Origin of the sequence: Leucobacter fengyongliangi (assembly GCF_050971685.1) — a bacterium.
In the GTDB taxonomy this organism is placed as follows: Bacteria; Actinomycetota; Actinomycetes; order Actinomycetales; family Microbacteriaceae; genus Leucobacter.
Genome location: NZ_JBPCEU010000010.1, coordinates 41928 through 66275 on the forward strand (window position 1 = coordinate 41928; position 24348 = coordinate 66275).

At 63.9% G+C, this 24348-nt stretch carries 25 protein-coding genes; 8 read left to right on the top strand and 17 right to left on the bottom strand.

Features of this window, described 5'->3' with window-relative positions; translation table 11 throughout:
* Nucleotides 1–130: 130 nt before the first annotated feature.
* The 6 genes from smc to pheS form a co-directional block, all read right to left on the bottom strand.
* Entirely contained in the window at nt 131–3694 is a 3564-nt protein-coding gene (gene smc / locus ACR0R4_RS08810; RefSeq protein ID WP_433646991.1) for a chromosome segregation protein SMC, read from the bottom strand.
* Between the two features lie 140 nt (nt 3695–3834).
* Entirely contained in the window at nt 3835–4251 is a 417-nt protein-coding gene (locus tag ACR0R4_RS08815; protein ID WP_433646992.1) for a phage holin family protein, read from the bottom strand.
* On the bottom strand, nt 4248–5342 hold the full coding sequence (locus tag ACR0R4_RS08820; RefSeq protein ID WP_433646993.1) for an AI-2E family transporter: 1095 nt from the start codon (nt 5340–5342) through the stop codon (nt 4248–4250). The genes ACR0R4_RS08815 and ACR0R4_RS08820 overlap by 4 nt, the downstream gene beginning before the upstream one ends.
* Nucleotides 5343–5468: 126 nt before the next feature.
* Nucleotides 5469–6896 carry a threonine synthase gene (gene thrC / locus ACR0R4_RS08825; RefSeq protein ID WP_433646994.1) on the bottom strand — a complete coding sequence of 476 codons (1428 nt, stop codon included), beginning with the start codon at nt 6894–6896 and terminating at the stop codon, nt 5469–5471.
* A 120-nt stretch (nt 6897–7016) separates the two neighbouring features.
* Nucleotides 7017–9572, bottom strand: a complete 2556-nt coding sequence (gene pheT / locus ACR0R4_RS08830) for a phenylalanine--tRNA ligase subunit beta (protein WP_433646995.1) — start codon at nt 9570–9572, stop codon at nt 7017–7019.
* The gene (gene pheS / locus ACR0R4_RS08835; protein WP_433646996.1) at nt 9572–10612 is read right to left on the bottom strand and encodes a phenylalanine--tRNA ligase subunit alpha; all 1041 of its coding nucleotides are present in this window, start codon (nt 10610–10612) and stop codon (nt 9572–9574) included. The genes pheT and pheS overlap by 1 nt, the downstream gene beginning before the upstream one ends.
* A 33-nt stretch (nt 10613–10645) precedes the next feature.
* Here pheS and ACR0R4_RS08840 point away from each other — a divergent pair, with 33 nt between their 5' ends.
* Genes ACR0R4_RS08840 through ACR0R4_RS08855 form a run of 4 tightly spaced genes read left to right on the top strand, consistent with a single transcriptional unit; the run spans nt 10646 to nt 13962 of the window.
* Nucleotides 10646–11287 (top strand): hypothetical protein, encoded by a 642-nt coding sequence (locus ACR0R4_RS08840; RefSeq protein WP_433646997.1) that lies wholly within the window; start codon nt 10646–10648, stop codon nt 11285–11287.
* A gap of 59 nt (nt 11288–11346) precedes the next feature.
* Complete coding sequence (locus ACR0R4_RS08845; protein ID WP_433646998.1) at nt 11347–12081, top strand: copper resistance CopC family protein; 735 nt, start codon at nt 11347–11349, stop codon at nt 12079–12081.
* A gap of 20 nt (nt 12082–12101) precedes the next feature.
* Nucleotides 12102–12677: a copper chaperone PCu(A)C gene (locus ACR0R4_RS08850; RefSeq protein ID WP_433646999.1), complete on the top strand. Its 576-nt coding sequence runs from the start codon at nt 12102–12104 to the stop codon at nt 12675–12677.
* Nucleotides 12664–13962, top strand: a complete 1299-nt coding sequence (locus tag ACR0R4_RS08855) for a Dyp-type peroxidase (protein ID WP_433647000.1) — start codon at nt 12664–12666, stop codon at nt 13960–13962. Before ACR0R4_RS08850 ends, ACR0R4_RS08855 begins: the two co-directional genes overlap by 14 nt.
* Here the strand turns inward: ACR0R4_RS08855 and ACR0R4_RS08860 are convergent.
* From ACR0R4_RS08860 to infC, 4 genes are all read right to left on the bottom strand, one after another.
* Nucleotides 13959–14747 carry a TrmH family RNA methyltransferase gene (locus ACR0R4_RS08860; protein ID WP_433647001.1) on the bottom strand — a complete coding sequence of 263 codons (789 nt, stop codon included), beginning with the start codon at nt 14745–14747 and terminating at the stop codon, nt 13959–13961. The two genes, ACR0R4_RS08855 and ACR0R4_RS08860, sit on opposite strands and share 4 nt — an antisense overlap.
* 80 nt (nt 14748–14827) lie before the next feature.
* Nucleotides 14828–15214 (bottom strand): 50S ribosomal protein L20, encoded by a 387-nt coding sequence (rplT, locus tag ACR0R4_RS08865; protein WP_433647002.1) that lies wholly within the window; start codon nt 15212–15214, stop codon nt 14828–14830.
* A gap of 39 nt (nt 15215–15253) precedes the next feature.
* A complete protein-coding gene (gene rpmI, locus ACR0R4_RS08870; RefSeq protein WP_433647003.1) occupies nt 15254–15448 on the bottom strand; it encodes a 50S ribosomal protein L35 in 195 nt (64 codons plus the stop codon).
* 66 nt (nt 15449–15514) lie between these two features.
* A complete protein-coding gene (gene infC / locus ACR0R4_RS08875; protein ID WP_433647063.1) occupies nt 15515–16078 on the bottom strand; it encodes a translation initiation factor IF-3 in 564 nt (187 codons plus the stop codon).
* A gap of 320 nt (nt 16079–16398) precedes the next feature.
* Between infC and ACR0R4_RS08880 the strand changes: the two genes are divergently transcribed.
* From ACR0R4_RS08880 to ACR0R4_RS08890, 3 genes are read left to right on the top strand one after another with little or no spacing between them, the layout of a single operon-like run.
* Nucleotides 16399–16767, top strand: a complete 369-nt coding sequence (locus tag ACR0R4_RS08880; protein WP_433647004.1) for a DUF1844 domain-containing protein — start codon at nt 16399–16401, stop codon at nt 16765–16767.
* Between the two features lie 32 nt (nt 16768–16799).
* Nucleotides 16800–17543, top strand: coding sequence for an AzlC family ABC transporter permease (locus tag ACR0R4_RS08885; protein ID WP_433647005.1), 744 nt, complete (start codon nt 16800–16802; stop codon nt 17541–17543).
* Nucleotides 17536–17862 carry a branched-chain amino acid transporter permease gene (locus ACR0R4_RS08890; protein ID WP_433647006.1) on the top strand — a complete coding sequence of 109 codons (327 nt, stop codon included), beginning with the start codon at nt 17536–17538 and terminating at the stop codon, nt 17860–17862. The genes ACR0R4_RS08885 and ACR0R4_RS08890 overlap by 8 nt, the downstream gene beginning before the upstream one ends.
* Here ACR0R4_RS08890 and ACR0R4_RS08895 read toward each other — a convergent pair.
* Genes ACR0R4_RS08895 through ACR0R4_RS08920 form a run of 6 tightly spaced genes read right to left on the bottom strand, consistent with a single transcriptional unit; the run spans nt 17859 to nt 22326 of the window.
* A complete protein-coding gene (locus ACR0R4_RS08895) occupies nt 17859–18722 on the bottom strand; it encodes an SseB family protein (protein WP_433647008.1) in 864 nt (287 codons plus the stop codon). The two genes, ACR0R4_RS08890 and ACR0R4_RS08895, sit on opposite strands and share 4 nt — an antisense overlap.
* A gap of 9 nt (nt 18723–18731) precedes the next feature.
* Nucleotides 18732–19478: a bifunctional 1-(5-phosphoribosyl)-5-((5-phosphoribosylamino)methylideneamino)imidazole-4-carboxamide isomerase/phosphoribosylanthranilate isomerase PriA gene (gene priA / locus ACR0R4_RS08900; RefSeq protein WP_433647009.1), complete on the bottom strand. Its 747-nt coding sequence runs from the start codon at nt 19476–19478 to the stop codon at nt 18732–18734.
* Between the two features lie 18 nt (nt 19479–19496).
* Nucleotides 19497–20129 carry an imidazole glycerol phosphate synthase subunit HisH gene (gene hisH / locus ACR0R4_RS08905; RefSeq protein ID WP_433647010.1) on the bottom strand — a complete coding sequence of 211 codons (633 nt, stop codon included), beginning with the start codon at nt 20127–20129 and terminating at the stop codon, nt 19497–19499.
* Nucleotides 20126–20734, bottom strand: a complete 609-nt coding sequence (gene hisB, locus ACR0R4_RS08910; RefSeq protein WP_433647011.1) for an imidazoleglycerol-phosphate dehydratase HisB — start codon at nt 20732–20734, stop codon at nt 20126–20128. Before hisB ends, hisH begins: the two co-directional genes overlap by 4 nt.
* Nucleotides 20735–20744: 10 nt before the next feature.
* Nucleotides 20745–21827, bottom strand: coding sequence for a histidinol-phosphate transaminase (locus tag ACR0R4_RS08915; protein ID WP_433647012.1), 1083 nt, complete (start codon nt 21825–21827; stop codon nt 20745–20747).
* A gap of 55 nt (nt 21828–21882) precedes the next feature.
* On the bottom strand, nt 21883–22326 hold the full coding sequence (locus ACR0R4_RS08920) for a hypothetical protein (protein WP_433647013.1): 444 nt from the start codon (nt 22324–22326) through the stop codon (nt 21883–21885).
* A gap of 336 nt (nt 22327–22662) precedes the next feature.
* On the opposite strand from ACR0R4_RS08920, the gene lexA reads away from it, so the two are divergent.
* Nucleotides 22663–23274, top strand: coding sequence for a transcriptional repressor LexA (gene lexA, locus ACR0R4_RS08925; RefSeq protein ID WP_433647064.1), 612 nt, complete (start codon nt 22663–22665; stop codon nt 23272–23274).
* A 39-nt stretch (nt 23275–23313) separates the two neighbouring features.
* On the opposite strand, the gene ACR0R4_RS08930 is transcribed toward lexA, so the two are convergent.
* Nucleotides 23314–24264, bottom strand: coding sequence for a methylenetetrahydrofolate reductase (locus ACR0R4_RS08930; RefSeq protein WP_433647014.1), 951 nt, complete (start codon nt 24262–24264; stop codon nt 23314–23316).
* Nucleotides 24265–24348: the final 84 nt, after the last annotated feature.

Consider the following 24348-nt stretch of genomic DNA (forward strand, 5'->3'; position numbering starts at 1 on the left):
ACACCTTTCATACCGAATGGCCATGGTCGCAACATTGCGACACTGTGCTTGAGCCTAGCGAATTGACACCTGGGAACGGCCGGCGTGGCCCGGTTGTGACCCAGATGTTAGCGAGTCGTGACCCAACCGGCTATGCGACCGCGGGCTCTTCGTCGCGCGCGAGTCGCTGACCAACCACCGCCGAGATCCCGTCCTGCCGCATCGACACCCCATACAGAGCGTCCGCGATCTCCATTGTCCGTTTCTGATGGGTAATGACGATGAGCTGCGAGTTCTTGCGGAGGCCCTCGAAGGTCTGCAGGAGCCGACCCAAGTTGGCATCGTCGAGGGCGGCCTCCACCTCGTCCATGATGTAGAACGGGCTAGGCCGAGCGTGGAAGATCGCGATCAGCCAGGCGACGGCCGCGAGCGAGCGCTCGCCACCCGAGAGCAGCGACAACCGCTCGACCTTCTTTCCTGCTGGCCGCACGTTCATCTCGATACCAGTACCGAGCAGATCGTCAGGATCGGTGAGGAAGATTTCTCCCGACCCGCCCGGGAACAGCACCGGGAAGACCTCGGCGAAGGCCGCCTGCGTGTCCACGAATGCCTCAGCGAAGATGCCCTGCATCTTCCCGTCGAGATCGGCGATGATCTTCAGTAGATCGGCTCGGGTCTTCGATAGATCTTTCAGTTGTTCCGCCAGGAAGGCATGCCTCTGCTCAAGCGCCGAATACTCCTCAAGCGCAAGCGGATTAATCCGACCGAGCTCTGCGAGACGCTTCTCGGCCCGTGCGAGACGCTTCTGCTGTTCGGCTCGCACGAACGGAACCGTCGGGGTCTCGTGCTCTGGCGCGATGCCGTCCCATTCCTCGTCACCCAGCACGGGAATGAGCTGATCGGGCCCGTACTCAGCGATGAGGACTTCCTCGACCAGGCCAAGCTCACTCCCCGAGCGCTCGAGAAGCGAGGAAATCTGCAATTTCCGCTCATAGCTCTTGAGTTCCGCGCCGTGCACGCGCTCGGTGAGAGCCACCAGCCGCCTTCTCAGCTCGGCTTCCTCCGAGCGAAGGAGCGTGAGTTCTTGACTATGCCTCGCACGCTCTTGCTCGGCCGCCTGTTGCGCCACCCGCGCCTCGGCTAGGGAGCGGTCGCAGGATGCTTGGATGTCGGGCAACAAACTGGCCACCCGCTCCGCTCGGGCGACCTGTCGGGCGCGAAGCACGGCGCGACGCGCGGCATCCTCGGCCGCATGTCGCTCGGCATCGAACTGATCGGCGAGCTGCAGATGTCGCGCCCGGGCAGCTCTCGCGCGTTCCCGGGCGGTCTCCAGCTCAAGCCGCAGCTCGACCTCGGCCTGTCGTGCACGCTCAACCTCCTCAGCGAGAGCATCACGCTCGCTCGCGTCGAAGATCGGGCGAGGTCGAGCCTCGGCCTCCTCCCATTCACGCACGGCGTGATCCACCGCTGCCTGAGCATCGATGACGCTTTCAGCAACAGATGCCAGCGCCTGACGCGCCCGATCCGCCTCGGCATGGCCTGCCTCGGCGCGCACGGTCAAGCGATTTCGCTGCTCGGCCACGGTTGCGAGCCGGGCATCTGCGGCCCGCAGGTCGGCGAAGGCTCGGTCTGCCTCGATCTTGGCACGCCCAGCCGCGTCTCGAAGGTCGGTGAGCTGTGCGCTCAATTCCTCGATTTCACCGGCCAGAGCGGTGCGACGCTGCTCGGCCTGTTCGCGGTCGGCGGTGAGCTCTATGCGAGATGGGGCGAGTCCAGACCCCCCGGTAAGCGTGTGCTCGGTCAGGACATCGCCGGCCAGGGTGACCAGTGTGAAGCCGCCCGACGGCAACGATTCGCGGAGGAGCTTCGCCGCCGCGCGAGCCGATGCCAGGTCATCGACGATATAGCTTCGCGCCAACATGCCAATTACGCCGTCGTGGGCGCGCGTCACGTCGATCGCGCGAATAGCTCCCGGCACCTTCGGTCCGGCGGATTCACGGTCAAAACCGCTCTCGGAACGCGCGATTACGATTCTCACGCGACCAAGATCCTGGCGGTGGGCCGCCTCCACCGCAGAATCGGCAGCTACAGCATCGTCTGCGAGCAACGCGTCGGCAAATTTACCGAGTGCGGCCGCGACAGCGGTACTATACCCCTCGTCGACGCGGACTTGGTCACTTACCCGGCCAGACAGTCCGCGAGGGACTTGTGAAAGCAACGCACCGGAGGCATCCCGCTGATCGAGCGAGCGCGCCAGTGCGCTGATGCGAGCATCAAGCCCCGCACGCTCTCGTTCGAGTTCATGGAGACGTTCGCGAACCTCGTCGCGCTCGCGCTCCGCCTCTCTCTGCGCGTCTTGTGCGCCGCGGTAGGCATCGTCGAGACCGGTCTCTGGGGCTTCGACCTCGCTCAATTCCGATACGAAGGCAGACAGTTCTTCCCGGGCTAAATGTGCGCGCTCATCGGCTTGCGTGAGGGCGAGTTCGCGCCTCGCGACCTCCTGAGCGACCGTGGCCAGCTTCTGCTCTGCCGTTTCCCTGTGGCCACGGAGCTTCGACAACTCGAGGTCGTGTTTGGAGACCAGCGCGCTCTGTGCAGCGAGGTGCTCATCGACCGCGTCGAGGGCGCGTTGGGCTCGCAAGGTGGCATCGCCCGCCTGTTGCCACGCAGCTTCAACCGCTGGCAATGCCTCGCCCAGTTGCTTCGCCTCCTCGTTCGCCTCGTCGAGCGCGGCACGGGTCAGCCGGCCCTGCTGCTCGGGCGGCTCGGCCTGGGTGGCGAGGAAGGTCAGTCGCTGCTGGGCCTGCGCGAAGACGCCGCGGAGACGGGATTGCGCAGATTCAAGACCCAGCGTGATCCTGCGGGCGGCATCGAGCTCGTCGCTGTGCTGATCCTGCTCGAGTCGCTGGATCCGCAGCTGCTTCTGTTCCACCTGCTCCTGCAGCACAATGCGCTCAGAATGCTGCTCCGCCTCGCTTTGAGCGAGTGCATCGAGTTCCACGCGCAGCCTGGCGACATCGTCGGCGAGAAGCCTCGCCTTCGCGTCACGCAGCTCCGACGCAATCCCCTGGGCCGCCCGTGCCACCTCGGCCTGGCGGCCCAGGGGCTTCAGCTGACGGCGAATCTCACCCGCGAGATCGTTGAGACGCGTGAGGTTCGCCTCCATCGCGTCAAGTTTGCGCAGGGTACGCTCCTTGCGCCTACGATGCTTCAAGATACCGGCGGCTTCCTCAATGAATCCCCGACGATCATCCGGAGTCGCACGGAGCACTGCATCGAGCTGGCCCTGCCCAACGATCACGTGCATCTCGCGACCCAATCCAGAATCGCTCAGGAGTTCCTGCACGTCGAGGAGTCGACACCCCTCGCCGTTAATGGCGTACTCGCTCGCCCCGTTTCGAAACAGGGTTCGACTGATCGTCACCTCGGAATACTCAATCGGAAGGGCGCCGTCTGAATTGTCGATAGTGAGCTTCACCTCTGCGCGGCCGAGCGGGCCCCGCGTAGAGGTTCCCGCGAAGATGACGTCTTCCATCTTTCCGCCGCGCAGGGTTTTCGCCCCCTGTTCGCCCATCACCCAGGCGAGCGCGTCAACCACATTCGATTTGCCCGAACCATTGGGGCCGACGATCGCCGTGACCCCGGGCTCGAACTGGAAGGTGGTGGGCTGAGCGAACGACTTGAACCCTTTGAGGGTCAGGCTCTTCAGGTGCACCGCCACCTCCTTCTCACGCGTCGTGTTCGTGGCGGTGAATGAACTTCGTCCGCCTTCAGGTTTCCCGTCAACACAAGGATCTCACCCCCGTACCTCCATACACGACAGTTCGGGCCGAGTGGGGGAACGGGTGCTCAAGGCTACCTGTGTTTCGTCGCCTGCCGAACGAGCTTCATTTTCTCTCGCTTCTTCAGGTAGCGCTCGACAAAAATCCCCAGAATGATCCACCCTCCGAGCGCGGTGATGATCCACACGATTAGCGGGGCCAGGACCCAGCCAGTGCCGCTGATCTGAATTCCGCCGGAAAACAGCGTGGCGACCCAGAGTGCGAGAAAGGTCGAAACCAATCCCACGCCACCCAGCAGGGCCGAGGCGTACTTACGTGCCATGTTGAAGACGAACGGACCGAGAATCGACTGGGCAAGGGTGAAGATGGCCACCGCAACAAGAAACCCGCCGAGCTGCAGCGTGACATCGGCGAGCAGCCAGTCGGCAATCAACAGAGCGAACGCGGCCAACACGAGGTTCGTGGCGACTCCGAGCAGGAAGCGAATCATGAGACGCTCCTTTCTGTCTGCGGTGAGTTATTTCTGAACCACTTCGCCGGGAGATCCGGTCCGTCCCAGACCTGGATGATGCCCCAGGCCACTGCGGCCAGAGGGACCGCAAGCACCGCTCCGAGTATGCCTGCGAGCACCGTGCCCACGGTGAGTGCGAGCAGAATGACCAGAGGGTACAGGCGAAGTGCGCGGCCCATGAGAACGGGCTGTAGGAAGTTGCCCTCCAGTTGATTCACGAGAATGACCACCCCAACCACGAGAACGGCGCTCAGCGGCCCATTTGCGACGAGAGCGACGAGAGCCGCGAGAATTCCGGCGACGGTCGCCCCGACAAGCGGAATGAACGACAGCAGAAATACCAAGACCGCGAGCGGAAGCGCGAGTGGCACCTGCAAGATCACTAGGCCAATGCCGATGCCCACCGCGTCAATCAGTGCAACGCTTGCAGTGCCTCGAATGTACGATCCGAGCGTGTCTACCGTCTTTGCTCCAATACGTTCCGCACGAGCAAGTGATCGGCCCTCGAAGGGTCGCACGACGAAATGCCAGATTGCTGGCCCGTCCTTCAAGAAGAAGAACAGCACGACGACCATGAGAATGAGGCCAGTGACAAAGCTCGCGACTGCGCCAACGCCGGCCACCGCACCAGAGCCAAAGTCGGCAGTCGTGATGAAATCCACGAGCTGACCCTGCCACTCATCGAGTTGCTCGCTGCTGGGCGCAAACGGCAAGGTATTGATCCAGCTCAGTAACTCCTGAAGACCGCTCTGCGCCTGAGCCGAAAGCTCGTCCCACTGATCGCGCACCGCCCACGTGATCAGCCAGGCGACGCCCGAGAGGATCAGAACGATGGCAAAGAGCTCGATCACCGCAATCAAGGCTCCCGGAACACCCCGCGCGCGGAGCCAACGTGTCGCGGGCCAGAATGTGCTTGCGAGGATCAGCGCCAGAAGAATCGGGATCACCACGGTGCTGAGAATCCGAAGCCCCCAGATGAGGCCAGCCACAAGCAGCACCACGATGATGATCTGCAATGAACGGGTGGCCAGGAGCCCCAATCCGTCGCGCCACGGACCGCGCGCGGACACGCTACCACCGTCAACGCTTGTCGAAGCGACCGGCGGGTAACGGTGAGGCTGACTGGCGCCCACTTCTGGACCCGGCCGTCGTTTCCGACTCCCGAACATACTTCTTCCCTCCGTTAACGCGGGTCTCTAGAGCAGCGCGCGCTCCGAGATGAAGTTCCGCAACTCGGCTGCACTGTCGGGCATCTCTGTCACGTACTGTGGCAAATCAAGTAAACCGCCCAGGTGCGGAGGCAGCGCTGGCCGTTCGCCAATTGCCTCCTCAACGATGTCAGGGAACTTCGTCGGCTTTGCGGTTTCGAGCACGAGCATCGGCACTCCGGGTTCAAGGTACTCTCGCGCAACCCTCACGCCGTCTGCTGTGTGGGGATCGATGATGATTCCCGTCTCGGCGTGAACCGATCGGATGGTCGATACGCGGTCCTCGTGTGTACTCGTCCCACTGACGATACCGAACTCGTCAGCGAAACGATCACGCTCGGCGGTAAGGTCGAAAGAGCCTTCGGTGTCGAGTAGCTGCCACAGGCCGGCCAGTGCCGTCCCGTCACCACCGACCAAGTCAAAAATGAACCGCTCCAGGTTCGACGCCTTCGAAATGTCCATCGATGGGCTCGAGGTGGCGTGCGTCTGTGCCGCGCTTCGCGGCCGGTAGATGCCGGTCCGAAAGAAGTCGTCGAGCACGTTGTTCTCGTTGGCAGCGAGCACGAGCCGGCGGATCGGCACGCCCATGCGCCGCGCAAAGTGACCTGACAGTATGTTCCCGAAGTTTCCTGAGGGCACGGTGACTGAGATTTGTTGGGTGGATCGCGCCTCTGCGCCCTGCGCATCGGTCGCACGCAGCCACGCCCAGAAGTAGTAGACGACCTGTGCGGTGATGCGACCCAGGTTGATTGAATTCACCGTGCCGAGATGATGGGCACGCTTGAACTCAAGATCACCAGAGAGTTCTTTCACCAGATTCTGGCAATCGTCGAAGACTCCGTCGATCGAGATGTTGTGAATGTTGGGTTCTGTGAGCGAGTACATCTGTGCTCGCTGAAAGGCGCTCATGCGACCCTGTGGGGACAGCATGAACACAGAGACACCGTCTTTCCCGCGGAGCGCGTACTCGGCGGCGGATCCGGTATCACCCGAGGTGGCCCCCAGGATATTGAGCGTGCGCTCGTGCTGCGTCAACACGTACTCAAGCGCTTCTCCGAGAAACTGCATCGCCATGTCTTTGAAGGCGAGTGTCGGCCCCTCCGAGAGACCAACCAACGTGATGGTCTCGCCGATCGGTGTCAGCGGCACGATTTCTGGCGACACGAACTTCTCGGAGTCGTAGGCAGCCGCGCACATACGCGCGAGTTCCGCGCGAGGAATATCGGTCGCAAAACGGCTGATGACCTCGGTGGCCAGCTCAGAGTAGCGAAGGTCGCGCCACGATTCGATCTCAGCGAGACTCACGGTCGGCAAGTGCTCGGGAACCGTAAGTCCCCCGTCTGGGGCCAGCCCTTCGATCAGAGTTTCGCTGAACGGCGCGGGATCCATGCCCCCGCGCGTCGAGATGAACTTCACCAAGTGCTCCTTCAGGATCTGTGCGCAGCGAGCGCCCTCTGCCTCTATTCAAGCAGCAAACTCACGATCGGGTGTCGACCGCGCCCGTGACCTCCACCGAGACGGCATGCCACAGCGTGATCACTCGCGAAGCTTCGCGCCGAAAGCCCGCTCGGCGGTCGCGACGCCGGCGAGCTTCGCCGCACTGGCTTCCTCGGCCTTCAGGGTGCGGTCTTCGGCCCGGAACCGGAGCGCGAATGTGAGCGCTCGCTGGCCCTCGGGAATACCGGAACCCCGGTAGTCGTCGACGATCCTGGCATCCTCGAGCAAATCACCAGCACCCGCCACCACCGCGGCAAGCACCGCATCGGCGGGAATCGAGATGCCGGCAAGTAGCGTGAGGTCTTGCGTGGCGGCCGGGTACGTCGACAGCTGGCGGGTGCGCGGGTCGCGCGGTGCCCACTCGATGAGCCTGCCGAGGTCGAGTTCGAAGGCCGAGACGCGGCCAGGAAGGTGGGACGCTGCGGAGAGTTCAGGGAGGAGCTCCCCCGCGATACCGACGGGCCGCAGTTCGCCTTCAACCTGCACGCACAGTTCGGCCGTACGTCCCGGATGAAACGCGCGATGCGCGCCCTGACGAACGACGAGCTCGCACGACAGCGCTCGCGCGACCACGCGGGCGGCGTCGAGCGCGTCGGCCCAGTCGGCGGCTCGGGCCGATTCCCCTGGCTGCTTCGCGACCGCGTCTCCAAGGAGAAGGCCGGCAGCGTGCCGAGGCTGTGACGGGAGGGAGTCGTTCAGCTCTGCAAGTGTCTCATCGCTGGGCCGTTCGGCGAGCGGCGGCACCGAGTCGGTGCCGAGCGGCTCACCCGCGGCGGGCGGCTCGAACACCGAGCCGAATTCCACGAGTGAGAGGTCGGTAAGTCCACGCGAGGCATTGCGCTGGGCCGCGGTGACCAGACCCGGAAGGAGTGAGCGGCGCAGGAACGGAGCCTCCCCGTCGAGCGGGTTCGCGAGCTTGATCGCCGAAACCTCTGTGTCGCCGTCTTGGCTCAGCGCCCCGAAATTCTGCAACTGGGCGCTGGAGACGAACGGGTAGTTTTGCACCTCGTCGAATCCAAAGGCTGTTGTTACCTCCGCAGCGCGGCGACGCAGCCGCTGCGCGCGAGTGAGCCCCCGGCCTGCGGGAGCCACGGGAAGCACCGAGGGGATGCGGTCGTAGCCAACAATCCGCACGACCTCCTCCACGAGATCAGCGGGCCGAGTAAGGTCACTGCGCCAGCTTGGGGGAGTCACCACGAGTACATCGCCGTGTTCGTTCGCCTCGAGCGTCACCTCGCAGCCGATCATCTCGATCGCGCGACGCGATTCCTCGTCTGAGATGTCGGTGCCCAGCAGCCCGTTGACGCGTGCCAACGGCAGCCGGACGGCGACAGGCTCGAACGGTGCGACGATCTCAGCACCCAGCGAATCGACCGTGCCCCCTCCCAGTGCAACCAGGAGATCGACCATGCGCTGTGCCGCGGCCCGAGCCACGAGCGGATCAACGCCGCGCTCGTAGCGCTTCGACGCTTCACTCGGAAGCTTGTGCCGCCGCAGAGAGCGCGCGATCGACACCGGGTCAAAGGTCGCAGCTTCGATGAGCACATCAGTCGTGCGGTCGTCAGTCTTGGTGGATTCGCCGCCCATGACGCCCGCGAGACCAATCGGCCCAGATTCATCGGTAATCAGCAGATCCTCGGGGTGGAGCTTCCGCTCTTGCCCGTCGAGCGTGACCAGCGTCTCCCCCTGGTGCGCACGACGCACGGTGATACCGCCAGAGAGCTTCGTGAGGTCGTACGCGTGCAACGGCTGCCCAAACTCGAGCATCACGTAGTTGGAGATGTCGATCTCAAGGCCGAGCGAGCGGATCCCCGCGAGTTGCAGTCGAGACACCATCCACGGCGGCGTCGGGCGCGTGGGATCGACCCCGCGCACCACACGGGCGATGAAGCCGGTGGCGCCCATTCGGCCGCGGATCGGGGCCTGGTCGTCAAGCACGATCGGGAATCCCGATCCACTCTCGATCGTGAGGCCAAGCGCGGGATCGCGAAACTCCGCGCCTGTCGCGTGCGAGTATTCGCGGGCGACACCTCGAATTGAGAACGCGTACCCGCGGTCTGGAGTGACGTTAATCTCAACTGCGGTGTCGCGCATGCCCAGCAACTCCAGCGCGTCGGAGCCAACCTCAGGGTCAAGGCCGAGCCGCGAAAGCACGATGATGCCCTCGTGATCATCTCCGAGTGCGAGCTCCTTCGCCGAGGCAATCATGCCGTCGCTCACGTGGCCGTAGGTCTTTCGAGCAGCAATGCGGAAGTCGCCGGGGAGCACGGCACCCGGAAGCGTTACCACGACCTTGTCGCCCGCCTCGAAGTTGTGCGCACCGCAGACGATGCCCCGCACGTCTTCGCCACCATCAGCGGCCATCTGCCCCTCGGGCGCGACGCGCACCTGGCACCAGTTGATCGTCTTGCCGTTGGACTGCGGCTCGGGATCGCGGGAGATGACCTGGCCGACGACCACCGGGCCGGTAGTTTCGAACCGGCGGATCGCCTCTTCCTCGAAACCGACGCGCACGAGATCCGCGTGCACCTGCTCGGGTGTCGTGCCTGTGGGCAGGGTGACGTGTTCACCGAGCCATGAGAGCGGAATACGCATTACACCAGGCCTCCGAATTGGGTGTTGAAGCGCACATCGCCTTCAACCATGTCTCGCATGTCGTTGATATCGTGCCGGAACTGGAGCGTGCGCTCGATACCCATTCCAAAAGCAAAGCCCTGGTACTCGTCGGGATCGATGCCCGCGGCGAGCAGCTCGTTCGGGTCGACCATCCCGCACCCGCCCCACTCGACCCAACGGGCTCCGCCCTTGGCGTTCGGCTGCCACACGTCCATCTCGGCGGAAGGCTCGGTGAACGGGAAGAAGTTCGGCCGGAGGCGGATCTTCGCTTCCTCACCGAACATCTGGCGAGCGAAATGCTCGAGCGTACCTCGCAGGTGTGCCATGGTGAGGCCACGGTCAATCGCGATGCCCTCAACCTGGTGGAAGACCGGGGTATGGGTCGCGTCAAGCTCATCGGTGCGATAGACGCGACCGGGAGCAATGACATACAACGGAAGCTCACGACTCAGCAGCGAGCGCACCTGGACCGGCGAGGTGTGGGTGCGCAGTACCAGGTGCCGCTCGGCAGGCTCGACGAAGAATGTGTCTTGCATCGCGCGTGCCGGATGGTCAGGGTCAAAGCCGAGCGCATCGAAGTTGAACCACTCGTGCTCGAGTTCCGGGCCCTCGGCTACTTCCCAGCCCATACCCACGAAGACCTCAGATATCTCGTCCTGCAGCTGCGCGAGCGGGTGCCGAGTGCCGCTCCTGCGGCGCGTCGGGGCCTCGGTGACGTCGACGGTCTCGGCGACGAGGCGAGCAGCGGCCTCTGCGGCCGCAAGTTCGACCTCACGCGCCGCATAGGCGCCCTCAACGCGCCCACGGGACTGGCCCATGAGCTTGCCCGTCGCGGCTTTTTGATCCTTGGGCACCGCGCGCATTTGCGCATTCAACGCGGCCAGCGCGGAGGACTCACCAGCGTGCTCGGTGCGGGCATGCTTGAGCTCGGCGAGCGTGGTGGCGGTGGCAAATGCGGCGAGTGCCGCGTCAACCGCGGCATCGGCCGCAGACTGGGTAATGGGATTGGTCTCTGACACGTTTGTCAATCTTACCGGGCGTAGACTTATTGGGTGGCCCGTTCCCTAGCCGCGCACCCGCGCGCGACCCCGAGCCGCGCGGTGCGAACCGCGCGGGGTGCTCTGGGTGCGTTTTCCGCCACGATCTTCGCCGCGGCATCGCACGCGCTCGCCGGGGGGCAGGTGACTCTGCTCGCACTCGTCGCCACGACGGTGCTTGCGCTTCCGATCTGCGTCGCGCTGGCCGGGCGCATCGCCTCGGTCTGGCGGCTATCGCTCGGTGTCGCTGCGAGTCAACTCCTTTATCACTGGTCGTTTGCCGGGCTGGGTGTGGCGAGCGGATCGGCACCGGCGCTCTCCCCCGAGCCTTCCGCCCACATGCAGCACTTGGGCGCGGTCAGCTTCGTGCCAGCACTCACAGAGGCGGGTTCTGCGGGCTGGACAATGTGGATCGCGCACGCGCTCGCGGCCGTCGCGACCATTGCGCTGCTTGCGCGCGGAGAGCGAGCGATCCTTGGTCTCGTCACCCTCTTCGACCGGCTGCTTCTCGTCGCGCCCCGGTCCCCCGTCACACTCCCGGCACTGCTGAAGCCGCGCAGCGGGATCTCTCGCCCGCACCCGCTTCGCGACCGCCTGATGTCGCTCTCTGCGATCAGTCATCGGGGCCCTCCGACCACGCTCGCTCCCGCTTCCTAACCGTCGCCTCTCGCGGCGGTCATTCGCCAGGCCCGGCCGCAGCCGGGAGAGAGTACATCATGAGAGCGTTCACATTCGCACGCGTCACTGCGCGCCCATCGTCGAAGACCTCCACCGGCACCATCTGGTCGCGAATCTCAGCAATCGCGGCGTCCGGAATCGCCCTTGGGGCTTTGACCCTTGGGGCGGCCACCCCGGCCCTCGCGCACGATGAGCTGGTCGGGTTTGATGTCGTCGCGGAAGATAGCACCGGCGCGGTTCGAGGCGTGTCGTTGCAGTTCAGCAACGAGATCCTGGATGTCGGGGCAGAGTTCATTGCTACCGACGAGTCCGGTGCCGATGTGCTCGACGGTCTCCCCGTCGTCGCCGGACGGGATGTCACACAGGCGCTCCAGACACCGCTCACCGCGGGAGATGTCACCATCGCGTGGCGGGTCGTCTCGAGCGATGGGCACCCGATTTCCGGGGCACTCACGCTCGCCGTCTCGGCGGATGGTATCGGCACCATCGCGGTGGCCGATGCTGGTGCCGCGACTGGCGACTCGGATGGCCAGACGGCTGAGCAGACGGAGCCCGAGGTGACCACGCAAGCCGGCGAGAGCGCCCCGAGCGACACGGCGAACCCGAGTAGTGAAGCTGTCGAAGCGTGGGTATGGGTTCTCGTCGCTGTCGGCGCGGTCGGGGTTTCCGGTGCGCTTGTTGCGACACTCATTGCGCGATCACGGATGCGGGCGCGCACACACGGGGGCGACGGGCACGAGCCCGGATCCGCCCCGACAACAGACTCACACTGACTATCTGAAAGTTGAATACCATGCGCAAAATTTCAGTCCTTTCGAGCGCCGCTGCGCTCCTGATTGCCGCTCCCCTGCTGTCGGGCTGCACCTCCGGCGCAGGCACCGCCCCTGTCGCGGAGGTCGCGACTGAGGTCGAGGTCGCTCAGCAGGGTGTGACCCTGGTTGACGGCTGGGCCAAGGCCGGGGAAGGGATGACGGGCGTGTTCGGCACGCTCACAAACCCCGGCGACACCGACCTCGTGATCACCGGCGCTGAGAGCCCGGCCGCCGGAATGGTCGAGTTGCATGAGGTGACCGCCGACGGCGTGATGCAGAAGATTCAGGGTGACGTGGTGATTCCCGCCGGCGGCACGCTCGAACTGATGCCCGGGGGCAACCACATCATGCTCATGCAGATGTCCGCGCCGCTGCTCGCGGGTGAAGACGTCGAGGTCACCCTGACGTTCAACGACGGCAGCAGCGTAACCGTGACGGCACTCGCGAAGGAGTTCAGCGGAGCAAACGAGAGCTACGAGGACATCGCTGGTGAGGGCATGGAGCACGGCATGAACGACAGCGCCGGCGACAGCGGTGCAGCGCATGGCACGGAGTAGACGCTCCCCTGACGACGCCAAGGGACCAGACGCGGCTGCAGATTCGCAGGTGCGTCTGGGACGCCGCGCCCTCCTGACCGGGGGCGCGGCGGGCATCGGGCTTGGCGCAGTGCTGGGAGCCGGGGCTGCCCTCGGCATCCCGGTGCTGCGCCCGGATGCCGAGTCGACCGCCAATGCCGCAACCGAGGAGGCCGTGCGAGCCGCCGGTGCAGGAGGAAAGCTGCCCGGCTTCGGCGGGGAAAGCTTGCCCTGTCACGGCACCCACCAGGCGGGGATCGTAACGGTACCGGCTGCACACTCCAGATTCGTGTCGTACCGGCTCCACCCGGAGACTGACGCGGCAGCACTGAAGCGCCTGTTTCGCGTACTCACCGGTGATATCGAGAGTCTCACCTCGGGGAAGGGGCCCCTCGCGGATCCGGAGCCCGAGCTCGCGGCACGTCCGGCGCGGCTCACGGTCACCGTCGGCGTCGGCCCGGGCCTGGTCGAACGGGTGGATCCGGCGAAGCTCCCTCCGTGGCTCGGGCCCTTGCCCGCCTTCAGTCGGGATCAACTCGAGGATCGCTTTTCTGGTGGTGATCTCCTGCTCATCCTGCAGTCCGACGACCTCCTCCCGATCGCGCACGCTGCGCGCATGTTCGATCGCGACCTTCGCAGTTTCGCGGATCCACTGTGGTCTCAGCAAGGTTTTCGGCAAGCGCGCGGTGCCGAGAGCGACGGCACCACTATGCGCAATCTGATGGGGCAGGTGGACGGCACCGTCAATCCGTCGCCGGAAGAGGAGGATTTCGAGGAGCTGCTCTGGCTCGGAGCGGAAGCCGGGTGGTTGAACGGCGGCAGCGCATTCGTGTTGCGGCGGATCCGCATGGAACTCGACACCTGGGACATGGTGGACCGCCCTGGGAGGGAGCAAAGCGTTGGCCGCAGGCTTGCCGACGGCGCCCCGTTGACGGGCGGCGACGAGCGAACCCCCGTCGATTTCGAGGCGAAGGATGCCCTCGGGTTCACGGTGATTCCGAGCGCCGCGCACATCCGACGTGCGCACTCAGTGGATCCCTCCGAGCGCATCGTCCGACGTGCGGTGAACTATACCGACGGTGAAGAATCGGGGCTGCTTTTCGGCTGCTACCAGCGGGATCCGCTGCGACAGTTCGTTCCCATCCAGCGACGGCTCGATGAGGCCGACATGCTGAACCAGTGGATCACGCACACCGGTTCGGCAGTGTTCGCGATCCTGCCCGGTTTCAAGCCCGGCGGCACCATCGGTGAGAGCCTGCTCGCCTAAGCACGTTGCGCGAATGCGGTCGTGTATAGGCAGACGGAGGCTGCGGTCGCGAGATTGAGCGATTCGGCCTTGCCGAAGATAGGAAGTCGCAGGGATCGATCCGTGAGGCCCCTCTCGGTTTCGCCGAGACCGCGGGCCTCGTTGCCAAACACCCAGGCGACGGGGCCCGCGAGAGCTTCGTTCGCGACCGTAAGCTCATCCCCTCGCACGTCGGCCGCGAGCACCGAAAGTCCGGCAGCGCGTGCCGCGTCGACGGCCTCAGAGAGCGTGGATGCCGTCGCAACCGGAAGGTGGAAAAGCGACCCGGTGGTGGATCGCACGACCTTGGGATGCCAGGGGTCGATACTGTCTCCTGCGAAGATCACCGCGTCGGCCCCCGCCGCGTCGGCCGCGCGGAGCACGGTGCCTGCGTTGCCCGGGTCGCGCACCTCATGCATGATTGCGACGAGCTTCGCCCCATCGAGGGCATCGGACAGCGAGACCTCCTCGATGCGCGCCACGGCAATCACCCCCTGAGGGTGCACGGTCTCTGCCATCGCAGCGAGCACCTGATCGGTCACCCGCTCGATGAGCACATCGCCGGCATCGGCTAGGCGATCCACCTCGTGCTGCCACGGGTCGTTTCCGGTGGTAACGAACACCGTTTCGGTCAGATCCGGGCGATGCGTGAGCAGCTCGCGCACGGCCTGTGGCCCTTCGACCAGGAAGTGACCTTCGAGCAGGCGATCTTTTTTCCGTGCCAGCGCGGCGATTCTGCGTACCCGGGGGGATTTTGGATTTTCCATCACCGGCCCAGCCTAGCCGGGCAAGACCAAAACGGGCCCCGTCGCACACGCGACGAGACCCGTTTCACTTGCGTGACGACTTAGGCAGCAGCCTTCGGCGCCGAGGTGTCTTCGGGGAGAGCCTTCTTGGCAACCTCAACGAGTGCCGCGAACGCGTTCGGCTCGTTGGTGGCCAGCTCAGAGAGCATGCGGCGATCGACCTCAACGCCAGCAAGGCTGAGGCCCTGGATCAGGCGGTTGTAGGTCAGGCCGTTCGCGCGGGCACCAGCGTTGATGCGCTGGATCCACAGACGACGGAAGTCGCCCTTGCGCTTGCGACGGTCGTTGTACGCGTAGACGAGCGAGTGCGTGACCTGCTCTTTTGCCTTGCGGTACAGGCGTGAACGCTGGCCGCGGTAACCCTCGGCGCGCTCAAGAATTACGCGACGCTTCTTGTGGGCATTTACCGCCCGCTTGACTCTTGCCATTTCAGATCTTCCTTAAAAATTTGTGGGTAAACCGGGTGCTTAGCGAACGAGCAGCTTCTTGGCCTGCTTCACGTCGCCGGGTGAGAGCACCTGGTCGGCGTTCAGACGGCGTTTGCGCTTCGAGGACTTCACCTCGAGGTTGTGACGCATGCCTGCCTGCTGCTTCATGAGCTTGCCGGTGCCGGTCACCTTGAAGCGCTTCTTGGCCCCGGAGTGGGTCTTCTGCTTGGGCATCATTTCTCCTTGTTGTGGTGCGCCGCCTGGGCGACAACGTGAGTCACGACCGCGAGGGCCGTTGGTCTATTTCGCCGAATCCGATTCGGCGGGTTCGGAGTTCTCGGCGGCCTTACGAGTCGCCTTCTCCTCCGCGCGACGAGCGTTCTGCTCAGCTTTTGCATCGCTCTTGTTCTTCAGCGGGGCGATGACCATGACCATGTTGCGACCGTCGATGCGCGGACTGCTCTCGACCGTCCCGAACTCAACGATGTCTTCAGCGAACTTCTGCAGCAACCGCACGCCCTGCTCGGGCCTGGACTGCTCGCGACCGCGGAACAGGATCATGGCCTTCACCTTGTCGCCCTGTGCCAGGAATCCGATCGCGCGCTTCGTCTTGGTCTCATAGTCATGAGTGTCGATCTTCAGACGGAACCGCACCTCTTTCAGTACGGTGTTTGCCTGGTTGCGACGAGCTTCTTTTGCCTTCTGCGCAGCCTCGTACTTGAATTTCCCGAAATCCATAATCTTGGCGACGGGCGGCTTCGAGTTCGGGGCAACCTCGACGAGATCGAGATCCGCATCCGCCGCGAGGCGCAGTGCATGCTCGATCGACACGACACCAACCTGTTCGCCACTGGGCCCTACCAGTCGCACCTCGGGGACGCGGATTTTGTCATTCGTACGGGGATCGCTGATCGCCGGCTCCTCTGATCTCGTGTGCTGAACTCGCCCCGGACTAGGGCATTCGCAAGCTGAGATAGTGGATCGCGCACGCGCTTTCCAACACCCTTTTCTGCTGTCGTGTACGACGGGGTGTCAACAACCCGATAACCTGTATGTCGGTGCCGGGTGGGAGTAACTCCACTTGCGAGTTCCCAGCAAAATGCGGGGAACCTCAAGAATTCTAGCAGAACCGCGCCTTTCAGCCAACCGGAGTCATTCGGACCTGCGTTCAAGAAGAGGACAGCATGAGTGAAGACAACCTTTCCGACGCGAATCACCAGCCGATCAATGCGGAGCAAGCGGCGCGAGACATTGCAGATGTCGGCGCGGTAGAGGTCATCACCACAGCGGCGGTGCACCTACTCAGCGCGGCAGCGGTCAAGTGTGGACTCGCCGACGATCCAGAGAATCAGACCGACCTCGACGAGGCACGGAAATTGATCAACGCCCTCGCTGGACTCATCACTGCCGCCGCACCGGAGATCAGCGACATGCACGCGAGGAGCCTGCGCGACGGACTGCGATCCGTGCAGCTCGCGTTCCGCGAGGCCTCCAGCTTCCCTGACGCGCCGGGTGCAGGCCCGGGTGAGAAATGGACCGGGTCGGTTATTTAGTCGACACTTTTCCGCTCGTCTAAGCTGAAGCGATGCCTCACGGGTCACCGCAGCAAGAGAAGTCAGGCCCTTTGGAGCCTACCGCGCAAGTTCGCGCGGGCTTTCTCGATTCACTCGGGGTGGGCCTCGGGATCTTTCCGCTGGGAATCGCCCTCGGCGTGCTCGTGATTCAGGCCGGATTGCCCTGGTGGCTCGCGCCAGCGCTCTCGATCGGTGTCTTCGCCGGTTCCGTCGAACTCTTGCTGGTCAGCATGATCGCCGCGAGCCTCCCCCTCGTCACGATCGCGGCCGCGGTGCTTGCCGTGAACTTCCGGCATGTGTTCTATCCGTTGTCGTTTCCGATCAAGATCGCGCGGCCCGGAATCGCACGCGCGTACTCCGTCTACGCCATGATCGATGAGGCGTATGCGACCTACGTCCTGCTCCCGCGCGCGGAGAACTCATCGCGGCGGATGATCACCGGTCAGCTGTTCATGCAGGCCTACTGGGTTGGCGGCGGGCTCGTGGGGGTGGCGCTGGCTTCGCTGCTTCCGGAACCCATCGAGGGGTTCGAGTTCGCGTTGTGTTCGCTCTTCATTGTGATGACTCTCGATGCGGCACGCTCCCGGCGCGAGGTGCCTTCGGTGGTGCTTGCTGGCCTCTCAGTAACCATTGCGATGCTCGCGGTGCCCGGTGCCGAATTGCTCGCGGCGCTCACCATTTTCACCCTGATGCTGAGTCTGCGATATGCCTGGTCTCGCCGGCAACGGCCCGATGACGAGGTGACGCATGCCTGAGCTCTGGTACATGATTGCCGCCGTCGCGCTGAGCGGCCTCATCACCCTGCTGCTTCGAGCACTGCCGTTTGCCATTCTGAAGCCGCTGCGGAAATCGAAGTTCGTGCAGAAGCTCGGTCAGTGGATGCCGGTGGGCATCCTGTTGATCCTCGCGGTGGTCGTGCTGAAGGGGGAAATAGCCGCGCGACCGGAGAGACTCTGGGTGGTGGCCGTCGCGACCGCGGTCACGATCCTGGTGCATCTCTTCGCTGGACGTCGAGCCCTCGTCAGTATTTTCGCGGGCACCGGAGTTTACGTGCTGCTGTTGAACGCCTTCTAAACGCTTGCCCGTGGCAGCAACCGCATCGAGTCGACACGCTGGGCGATGGGTGTACTCACGGCCCATCTGTGTTGTGCGCGTTCGATGAGTTCGGTGAGTGCTTCGCGATCGAGCCCGGGCGCAACATGAAGCACCACATCGATCTCGGGAGCGAGGAGCCTGGAGTCGGGATCACCCGGAAGCACCTCGACCGACTCAACACGGGGATCGTCAGCCACCGAGAGCTCGAACGCTTCAAGAACTCCGGGGTCAGCCCAGGCAGGCACGAGGTACCCGCCAAGAGCAAGTGCCTCGAGCCCGGTGCGGCGCACACCGAACTCCCGCGCGGGGCTCCCAGGATCCACAATAATTAGGTCGGTTTCCTCCTGCGCCGCGGCCAGCGCCACCTGCGGTGCGGGAACCGGGATGGGACGCGCCGTGGGGTTCCACGTGCGCATAGCGAGAACCGAACTGAAGACGGGCATGACGCGTCGGCCATCCGGGCCGGCAACCGTCACGATCGAAAGCTCTTGCGTTTTTTCGACGGTGCGCCCGTCTGGGGTCACTCCGAGGTCTCCGGCGTCGGCCAGCAGCGGGATGAGCACACGGCACTCAGACAGTTCCTGGAGGGCGAGCGCGGCCGCATGGGCCAGCACGTCACGATCGCGAGACGACGCGGCGGCCCGGAGCGCGTCAACCGCCCGCCCGAAGCCCTCCGGAGTCTCACCATCATCGTCAGCGAACGCTGTTCCGTGGTGCTCGAAGGTTCGGCCTCGCCAGGGGAACCCGGCCGAATCCCCTTCGCCCCCAGGCACGAGGCCGGCAGGCACACCCGTCGAACGGGGCGCATCCCCGGTTGAGGGAAGACGCTGGATGACCATGGTGTTTGGCTATCGACCGGCCACGTCGAGCGCCGCGGCAAGCGTGAACGCACCCGCGTACAGCGCCTTTCCGACGATCGCGCCCTCGACACCCTGCGGCACCAGCTCACGGAGGGCGGCCAGGTCGTCGAGGCTCGATACCCCGCCCGAGGCCACGACAGGTCGGTCGGTGCGGGCAGCGACCTTCTGCAGGAGCTCAATATTCGGCCCGCGCAGGGTGCCATCCTTGGTCACATCGGTCACTACATAGCGCGGGCAGCCTGCCTCCTCGAGCCGGTCAAGCACCTCCCAGAGGTTGCCGCCATCTTCGGTCCAACCGCGCGCAGCGAGAGTTTCCCCGCGAACGTCGAGGCCGACAGCGATCTGCTCCCCGTATCGAGAAATGACCGCACGTGTCCACTCGGGGTTCTCGAGGGCTGCGGTGCCGAGGTTCACGCGTTTCGCACCGAGCTCAAGTGCTGCTTCGAGGCTCGCATCGTCACGAATGCCGCCAGACAGCTCGACCTTCACCGTCTTCGAGTTCTTGATGACTTTGCGCAAGAGCGCCGCATTGTTGCCTCGCCCAAACGCAGCGTCGAGATCGACCAGGTGAATCCACTCGGCACCCTGCTCGATCCAATCGAGGGCCGCATCTACGGGGCTGCCGTAGTTAGTCTCTGTGCCCGCTTCACCCTGGGTGAGCCTCACCGCTTTTCCGTCGGCGACATCTACTGCGGGCAGAAGTTCAAGCTTTGGGCTGTTACTGAGCTCGGTCATCATGTTCCTTCACTGAAGTTAGAGCGAATTGATCCAGTTGCGAAGCAGGCGAATTCCGGCCTCGCCAGACTTTTCTGGGTGAAACTGAGTCGCGCAGAGGGGGCCATTCTCGACCGCGGCGATGAATCGTTCGCCGTGTTCTGCCCATGTCACCCGTGGCTTTGTCGACGGAGTGCGACCCTCGATGGTCCACTCTGTGGCTGCGTTACTGTGCACGAAGTAGAAGCGCTCTTGTTCGATTCCTGCGAACAGCACGGAGTTCTCGGCGGGCTGCACGGTGTTCCAACCCATGTGCGGCAGCCGGTCCGCCTGCAACTGACGCACCGTTCCCGGCCACTGTCCGAGCCCATCCGTTTCCACCCCGCGCTCGATGCCGCGGGCAAACATGACCTGCTCACCAACACAGATGCCCAGCACCGGGCGTCCTCCGGCGAGCCTCCTGTCGATCAGCTCGTCACCGTTCACCGCGGTGAGCGCACGCATGACCGCGTCGAACGCACCCACTCCGGGCACGACCAGTCCATTTGCCTGCATCACGGTCTCTGGATCGCGCGTGAGCGTGACCTCAGCACCAGCGCGCTCGAGCGCTTTGACCGCCGAGTGCACGTTGCCCGAACCGTAGTCGAGCACCGCCACCTTCTTGCGGGTCACAGCGCGCCCTTGGTTGACGGCACCCCCGCGACCAGCGGATCGCGTGTCTTTGCCTGCCGGAATGCGCGGGCAAAGGCCTTGAACTCCGCCTCAGCAATGTGATGCGGATCGCGGCCCTCAACCAGTCGGATGTGGCACGTGAACCGCGCATTCAGGATCAGCGCCTCGAAAAAGTGGCGCACCATGCTGCCGGTGAAGTGCCCACCGATTAAGTGAAACTCGAACCCCGCGGGCTCTCCTGAGTGCACCAGATACGGGCGACCGGAAATGTCAACGACAGCTTGCGCGAGAGCCTCATCGAGGGGCACCAGGGCATCGCCGTAGCGCGAGATTCCCGACTTGTCTCCAAGCGCCTCGAGGAGAGCCTGCCCGAGCACGATTCCCGTGTCTTCGACCGTGTGATGCACATCGATGTGGATATCGCCAATCGCGCGTACGGTGAGATCGGTAAGCGAGTGCCGCGCAAACGCCGTCAACATGTGATCGAAGAACGGCACTCCGGTCTCGACATCTGCCTCGCCGGTTCCGTCGAGGTCGACCTGCACGCTGATCTGTGACTCGCTGGTGTGGCGGTCGAGGGACGCGGTGCGTGGGGATGCGTTCATATCGCTAAGCCTACCGCTCAGCAGAAGTGAGCGCGGTGAGCGCAGTGATGAGCATCGTCGTCTCGTTCTCGGTGCCGGCGGTGATGCGCAAGTGCCCGGGAATGCCCAGATCACGAATCAGGATGCCCTCAGCGAGCAAGGCCTCGAAGGTCGCTGTTGGGTTCGCAAAGCCGCCGACGAGAAGAAAGTTTGCCCCAGAGGGGTGCACAAGGTACCCCAGTTCACTGAGCGCTCTGGCGAGGCGATCGCGCTGCACGCGAATATCTGCCACCGTGGCGAGCATCTCGCTTGCGTGTCGGATGGCCGCCATAGCCGCCGCTTGTGTCAGCGCCGAGAGATGGTATGGCAGGCGCACCAGTTTGAGGGCATCGACCACTGCCGGATCTGCCGCAAGGTACCCGAGCCGCACGCCTGCGAACGCGAACGCCTTGCTCATCGTGCGTGAAACCAGGAGGCGCGGACGACCCTGGAGTAGCGTTATCGCACTCTCGCGCTCGGCATCGAATTCGTGATAGGCCTCGTCAACAACCAGAATGCCGTCAAACGCATCGTAGGCAGCAGTGATCGTGTCGAGATCGAGCGGGGTACCCGTCGGATTATTCGGACCACAGAGTATGGCAATGCTCGGAGCGTGCAACCGGAGCGTTTCCGACACAAAATCGGGAGTCAATGCGTAGTCTGCGGGGCGCTCCACCGGCACCCACTGAGTGTCGGTGCCATCGGCGAGCAAGGGGTACATCGAGTACGTCGGAGTAAAGCTCAGGAGGCTTCGCCCGGGTCCACCAAATGCCTGCAGAATCTGCTGCAGCACCTCATTCGATCCATTCGCCGCCCACAACTGCGAGGCCGTCAACCCATGCCCGAGATACCCGGCGAGCGCCTCGCGCAGCTCCACGAAATCGCGATCGGGGTATCGGTTCACGCCGCGAACCGCGCGGGTGAGTTCCGCCACAATCTCGGTGATCACCGCTTCAGGAATGGGATGCGTGTTCTCGTTGACGTTGAGACTCACAGCAACTGGGTCTTGGGGCGCGCCGTACGGGGTCTTCCCCACGAGATTTTGGCGAAGCGGGAGATCTTTCAGGCTGGTCACCTGACCAGTCTAGAACTCGCGCAACTCCCCCACAGACACGAAGTGACACGCCGACCTACGAATCTAGGCCCAAGTCTGTCGCACTCACTACCCCGTCAGCTCCTGAATAACGCAGCGGCACAGCGATCGGCTGCCCCGCCTGCACTCCCGAGCCGCCCAACTGATTCAGACGAACCAGCTCGGCAACCACATCGCGTGGGTCTGCGTTCGGATCAAGCTCCGTAGCGACAGACCAGAGTGACGCACCGGGCTGCACTACGACATAACCAAATTCGGCGGAGCTTGCTTCGCTCGTCGCAACCGCTTGAGTAGCGCCGAAGATCGCAGCGGACGCGACCAGCCCGGTAATGAGAGCGGCGAGCATCACCCCGAATACCACCCGACCGCGGCGGGTGAGCCGCATCCGGGGGCTCTGGTGCGCAGCCGACCGAGACCGCGCCTCCTCCAGTGAAACAACTGTGGCGAATTGTGTTGCCCCGGAAGCCGTCTGAATACTCATGCGCTCGTCCTTTCGGTTTCACTGCTCGAACACATTCACATGTATTTCGAACATTTGTTTCGAACATACCTTCGAATAATCGAAACCGCAAGCCTCGGTTCCGCGTATGTTTCGCAACTATTCCGCGACACTCGTACACATATTTGCCCGGATTCGAACAAAAGAACTATGGTTTCGATTACTGGCTTCACTGAACCAGACACCACCGACATTCACGTTGGTGTTGGGGTGACACGAGAGTTCGTCTCAGATGACACCGCGATCCACCGCTATTTCCGGGAGGAACCCGTGACCACACAGGCGCAGCACCCCAAGCCGCTGTCGGAGAAGCAACAGATGATCTTGGAGTTCATTTCTCGCTTCATCGCAAGCCGGAGCTTCCCGCCCTCCATCCGGGAAATTGGCGAGGGAGTCGGCCTCTCCTCGCCTTCGAGCATCACCTATCAGCTCGATCAGCTCGAGCTTGCGGGCTTCCTGCGACGGCATCCAAATCAGAACCGGGCGATCGAACTCCTGACAGTCCCTGAGGCCATCGAGGCAGACGTCTCAGACTTCCCGACGGTGCAGGCAGAAGAGACCGCCTATATTCCGCTTGTTGGTCAGATTGCCGCCGGTGTGCCGATTACCGCCGATCAGCACGTCGAAGAACTCATGCCCCTACCGCGCGCGCTCGTCGGAGACGGCGACCTGTTCATGTTGCGTGTCGTCGGAGATTCGATGATTGATGCCGCAATCTGCGACGGTGATTTCGTGGTTATCCGACAACAACGCGATGCAACAAACGGCGACATTGTGGCCGCGATGCTTGATGGGGAAGCGACCGTCAAGGTCTTTCGTCGCCGGGACGGTCACACCTGGCTTCTGCCGCGTAACAGTGCATTCGAACCCATCCTCGGCGACCATGCCGAGGTCCTCGGCAAGGTCGTTGCCGTGTTCCGCTCGGTGTAAGGCCGGCCTCTCGACGCGCGATCAGCTTGGTGTAACGGTTCAGGTCCGCGCGTTTCGACTTTCGTCAACAGGTGCCGCGGTCGAGGGTGCGAGCGGGTGCGGAGTGACGTGCCCGAGCGCGCGCAACACCGCGGTAACCTGCTCGTGACGGTTGAAAGTGTAGAGATGAATCGACGGCGTGCCACCCGCGAGAAGCTCCCGGGCCAGCTCAACCGTGTGCTCAACACCCAGTTCTGGCGAGGTGCCCCCCGCGGCTTCGAGCGCCCGCACCAGTTGCGGCGGCGCCGGGCGTCCTGCCAAATCTGCCACCTTTCGCAATTGGCCCAGGTTGGACACCGGCATCATGCCGGGCAGAAGTGGGATATGCAGGCCCGCCTGCCGCGCCTCCTCCGCGAATGACAAATACTCCTCGGCGTAGAAGAACAGCTGAGTGATGCCGAGTTCAGCTCCGGCCTCCTGTTTTTCCACAAGCCAGGCAATGTCCTCGCTGCGGGAGCGCGACAGCGGATGGCCGTTGGGATACACGGCCACAGCGATTCGGCCCGCGTTGGACGCTGCGGGAATTTCGGCGCGCATCTCAGCGATGAGTCGAATCAGGTCGACGGAACTGAGTGAAGCCGTCACCTCGATGTCGTCTTCGCTCAGCCCACGCGGGGGGTCGCCGCGAAGGGCGAGGAAGTCGTAGATGCCCGCCTCATGCGTTTCAGTAATGACGGCGCGCACCTCGTCGCGCGTCATGCCCACCGTCGTGAGGTGAGCCATGGGCAGCGCGTCGGTGTGCTGCCGCAGGTACTTGAGAAGATCAAGCGAGGCATCGCGGGTTGATCCGCTCGCACCGTAGGTCACGGAGATGAACTCCGGCCCCGCTGCGGCGAGGTGCTGCACCGCGTGCCCGAGCGCCAGCGCTGCGGCGGAGGTGCGCGCGGGGAAAACTTCGAATGAAAAGCGCAGTGGCGCCGGGGCACCAGGGGCGGGCTTCTCGAGCGACACGCGGCGCCTCCAACTGATTGCGAGTAGTGAATGCATTGAGCCTACAGAGGTGGATCCGCCCGCTCGAAACCGACTGCAACAGTC

Coding starts and splice junctions, on each gene's coding strand:
- ACR0R4_RS08815 (WP_433646992.1), bottom strand. CDS start 4,251: ATGATTCGCTTCCTGCTCGGAGTCGCCACGAACCTCGTGTTGGCCGCG.
- pheT (WP_433646995.1), bottom strand. CDS start 9,572: ATGCGTATTCCGCTCTCATGGCTCGGTGAACACGTCACCCTGCCCACA.
- ACR0R4_RS08845 (WP_433646998.1), top strand. CDS start 11,347: ATGAGAGCGTTCACATTCGCACGCGTCACTGCGCGCCCATCGTCGAAG.
- ACR0R4_RS08850 (WP_433646999.1), top strand. CDS start 12,102: ATGCGCAAAATTTCAGTCCTTTCGAGCGCCGCTGCGCTCCTGATTGCC.
- ACR0R4_RS08855 (WP_433647000.1), top strand. CDS start 12,664: ATGGCACGGAGTAGACGCTCCCCTGACGACGCCAAGGGACCAGACGCG.
- ACR0R4_RS08860 (WP_433647001.1), bottom strand. CDS start 14,747: ATGGAAAATCCAAAATCCCCCCGGGTACGCAGAATCGCCGCGCTGGCA.
- rplT (WP_433647002.1), bottom strand. CDS start 15,214: ATGGCAAGAGTCAAGCGGGCGGTAAATGCCCACAAGAAGCGTCGCGTA.
- rpmI (WP_433647003.1), bottom strand. CDS start 15,448: ATGCCCAAGCAGAAGACCCACTCCGGGGCCAAGAAGCGCTTCAAGGTG.
- ACR0R4_RS08880 (WP_433647004.1), top strand. CDS start 16,399: ATGAGTGAAGACAACCTTTCCGACGCGAATCACCAGCCGATCAATGCG.
- ACR0R4_RS08885 (WP_433647005.1), top strand. CDS start 16,800: ATGCCTCACGGGTCACCGCAGCAAGAGAAGTCAGGCCCTTTGGAGCCT.
- ACR0R4_RS08890 (WP_433647006.1), top strand. CDS start 17,536: ATGCCTGAGCTCTGGTACATGATTGCCGCCGTCGCGCTGAGCGGCCTC.
- ACR0R4_RS08895 (WP_433647008.1), bottom strand. CDS start 18,722: ATGGTCATCCAGCGTCTTCCCTCAACCGGGGATGCGCCCCGTTCGACG.
- priA (WP_433647009.1), bottom strand. CDS start 19,478: ATGACCGAGCTCAGTAACAGCCCAAAGCTTGAACTTCTGCCCGCAGTA.
- hisB (WP_433647011.1), bottom strand. CDS start 20,734: ATGAACGCATCCCCACGCACCGCGTCCCTCGACCGCCACACCAGCGAG.
- ACR0R4_RS08920 (WP_433647013.1), bottom strand. CDS start 22,326: ATGAGTATTCAGACGGCTTCCGGGGCAACACAATTCGCCACAGTTGTT.
- lexA (WP_433647064.1), top strand. CDS start 22,663: ATGATCTTGGAGTTCATTTCTCGCTTCATCGCAAGCCGGAGCTTCCCG.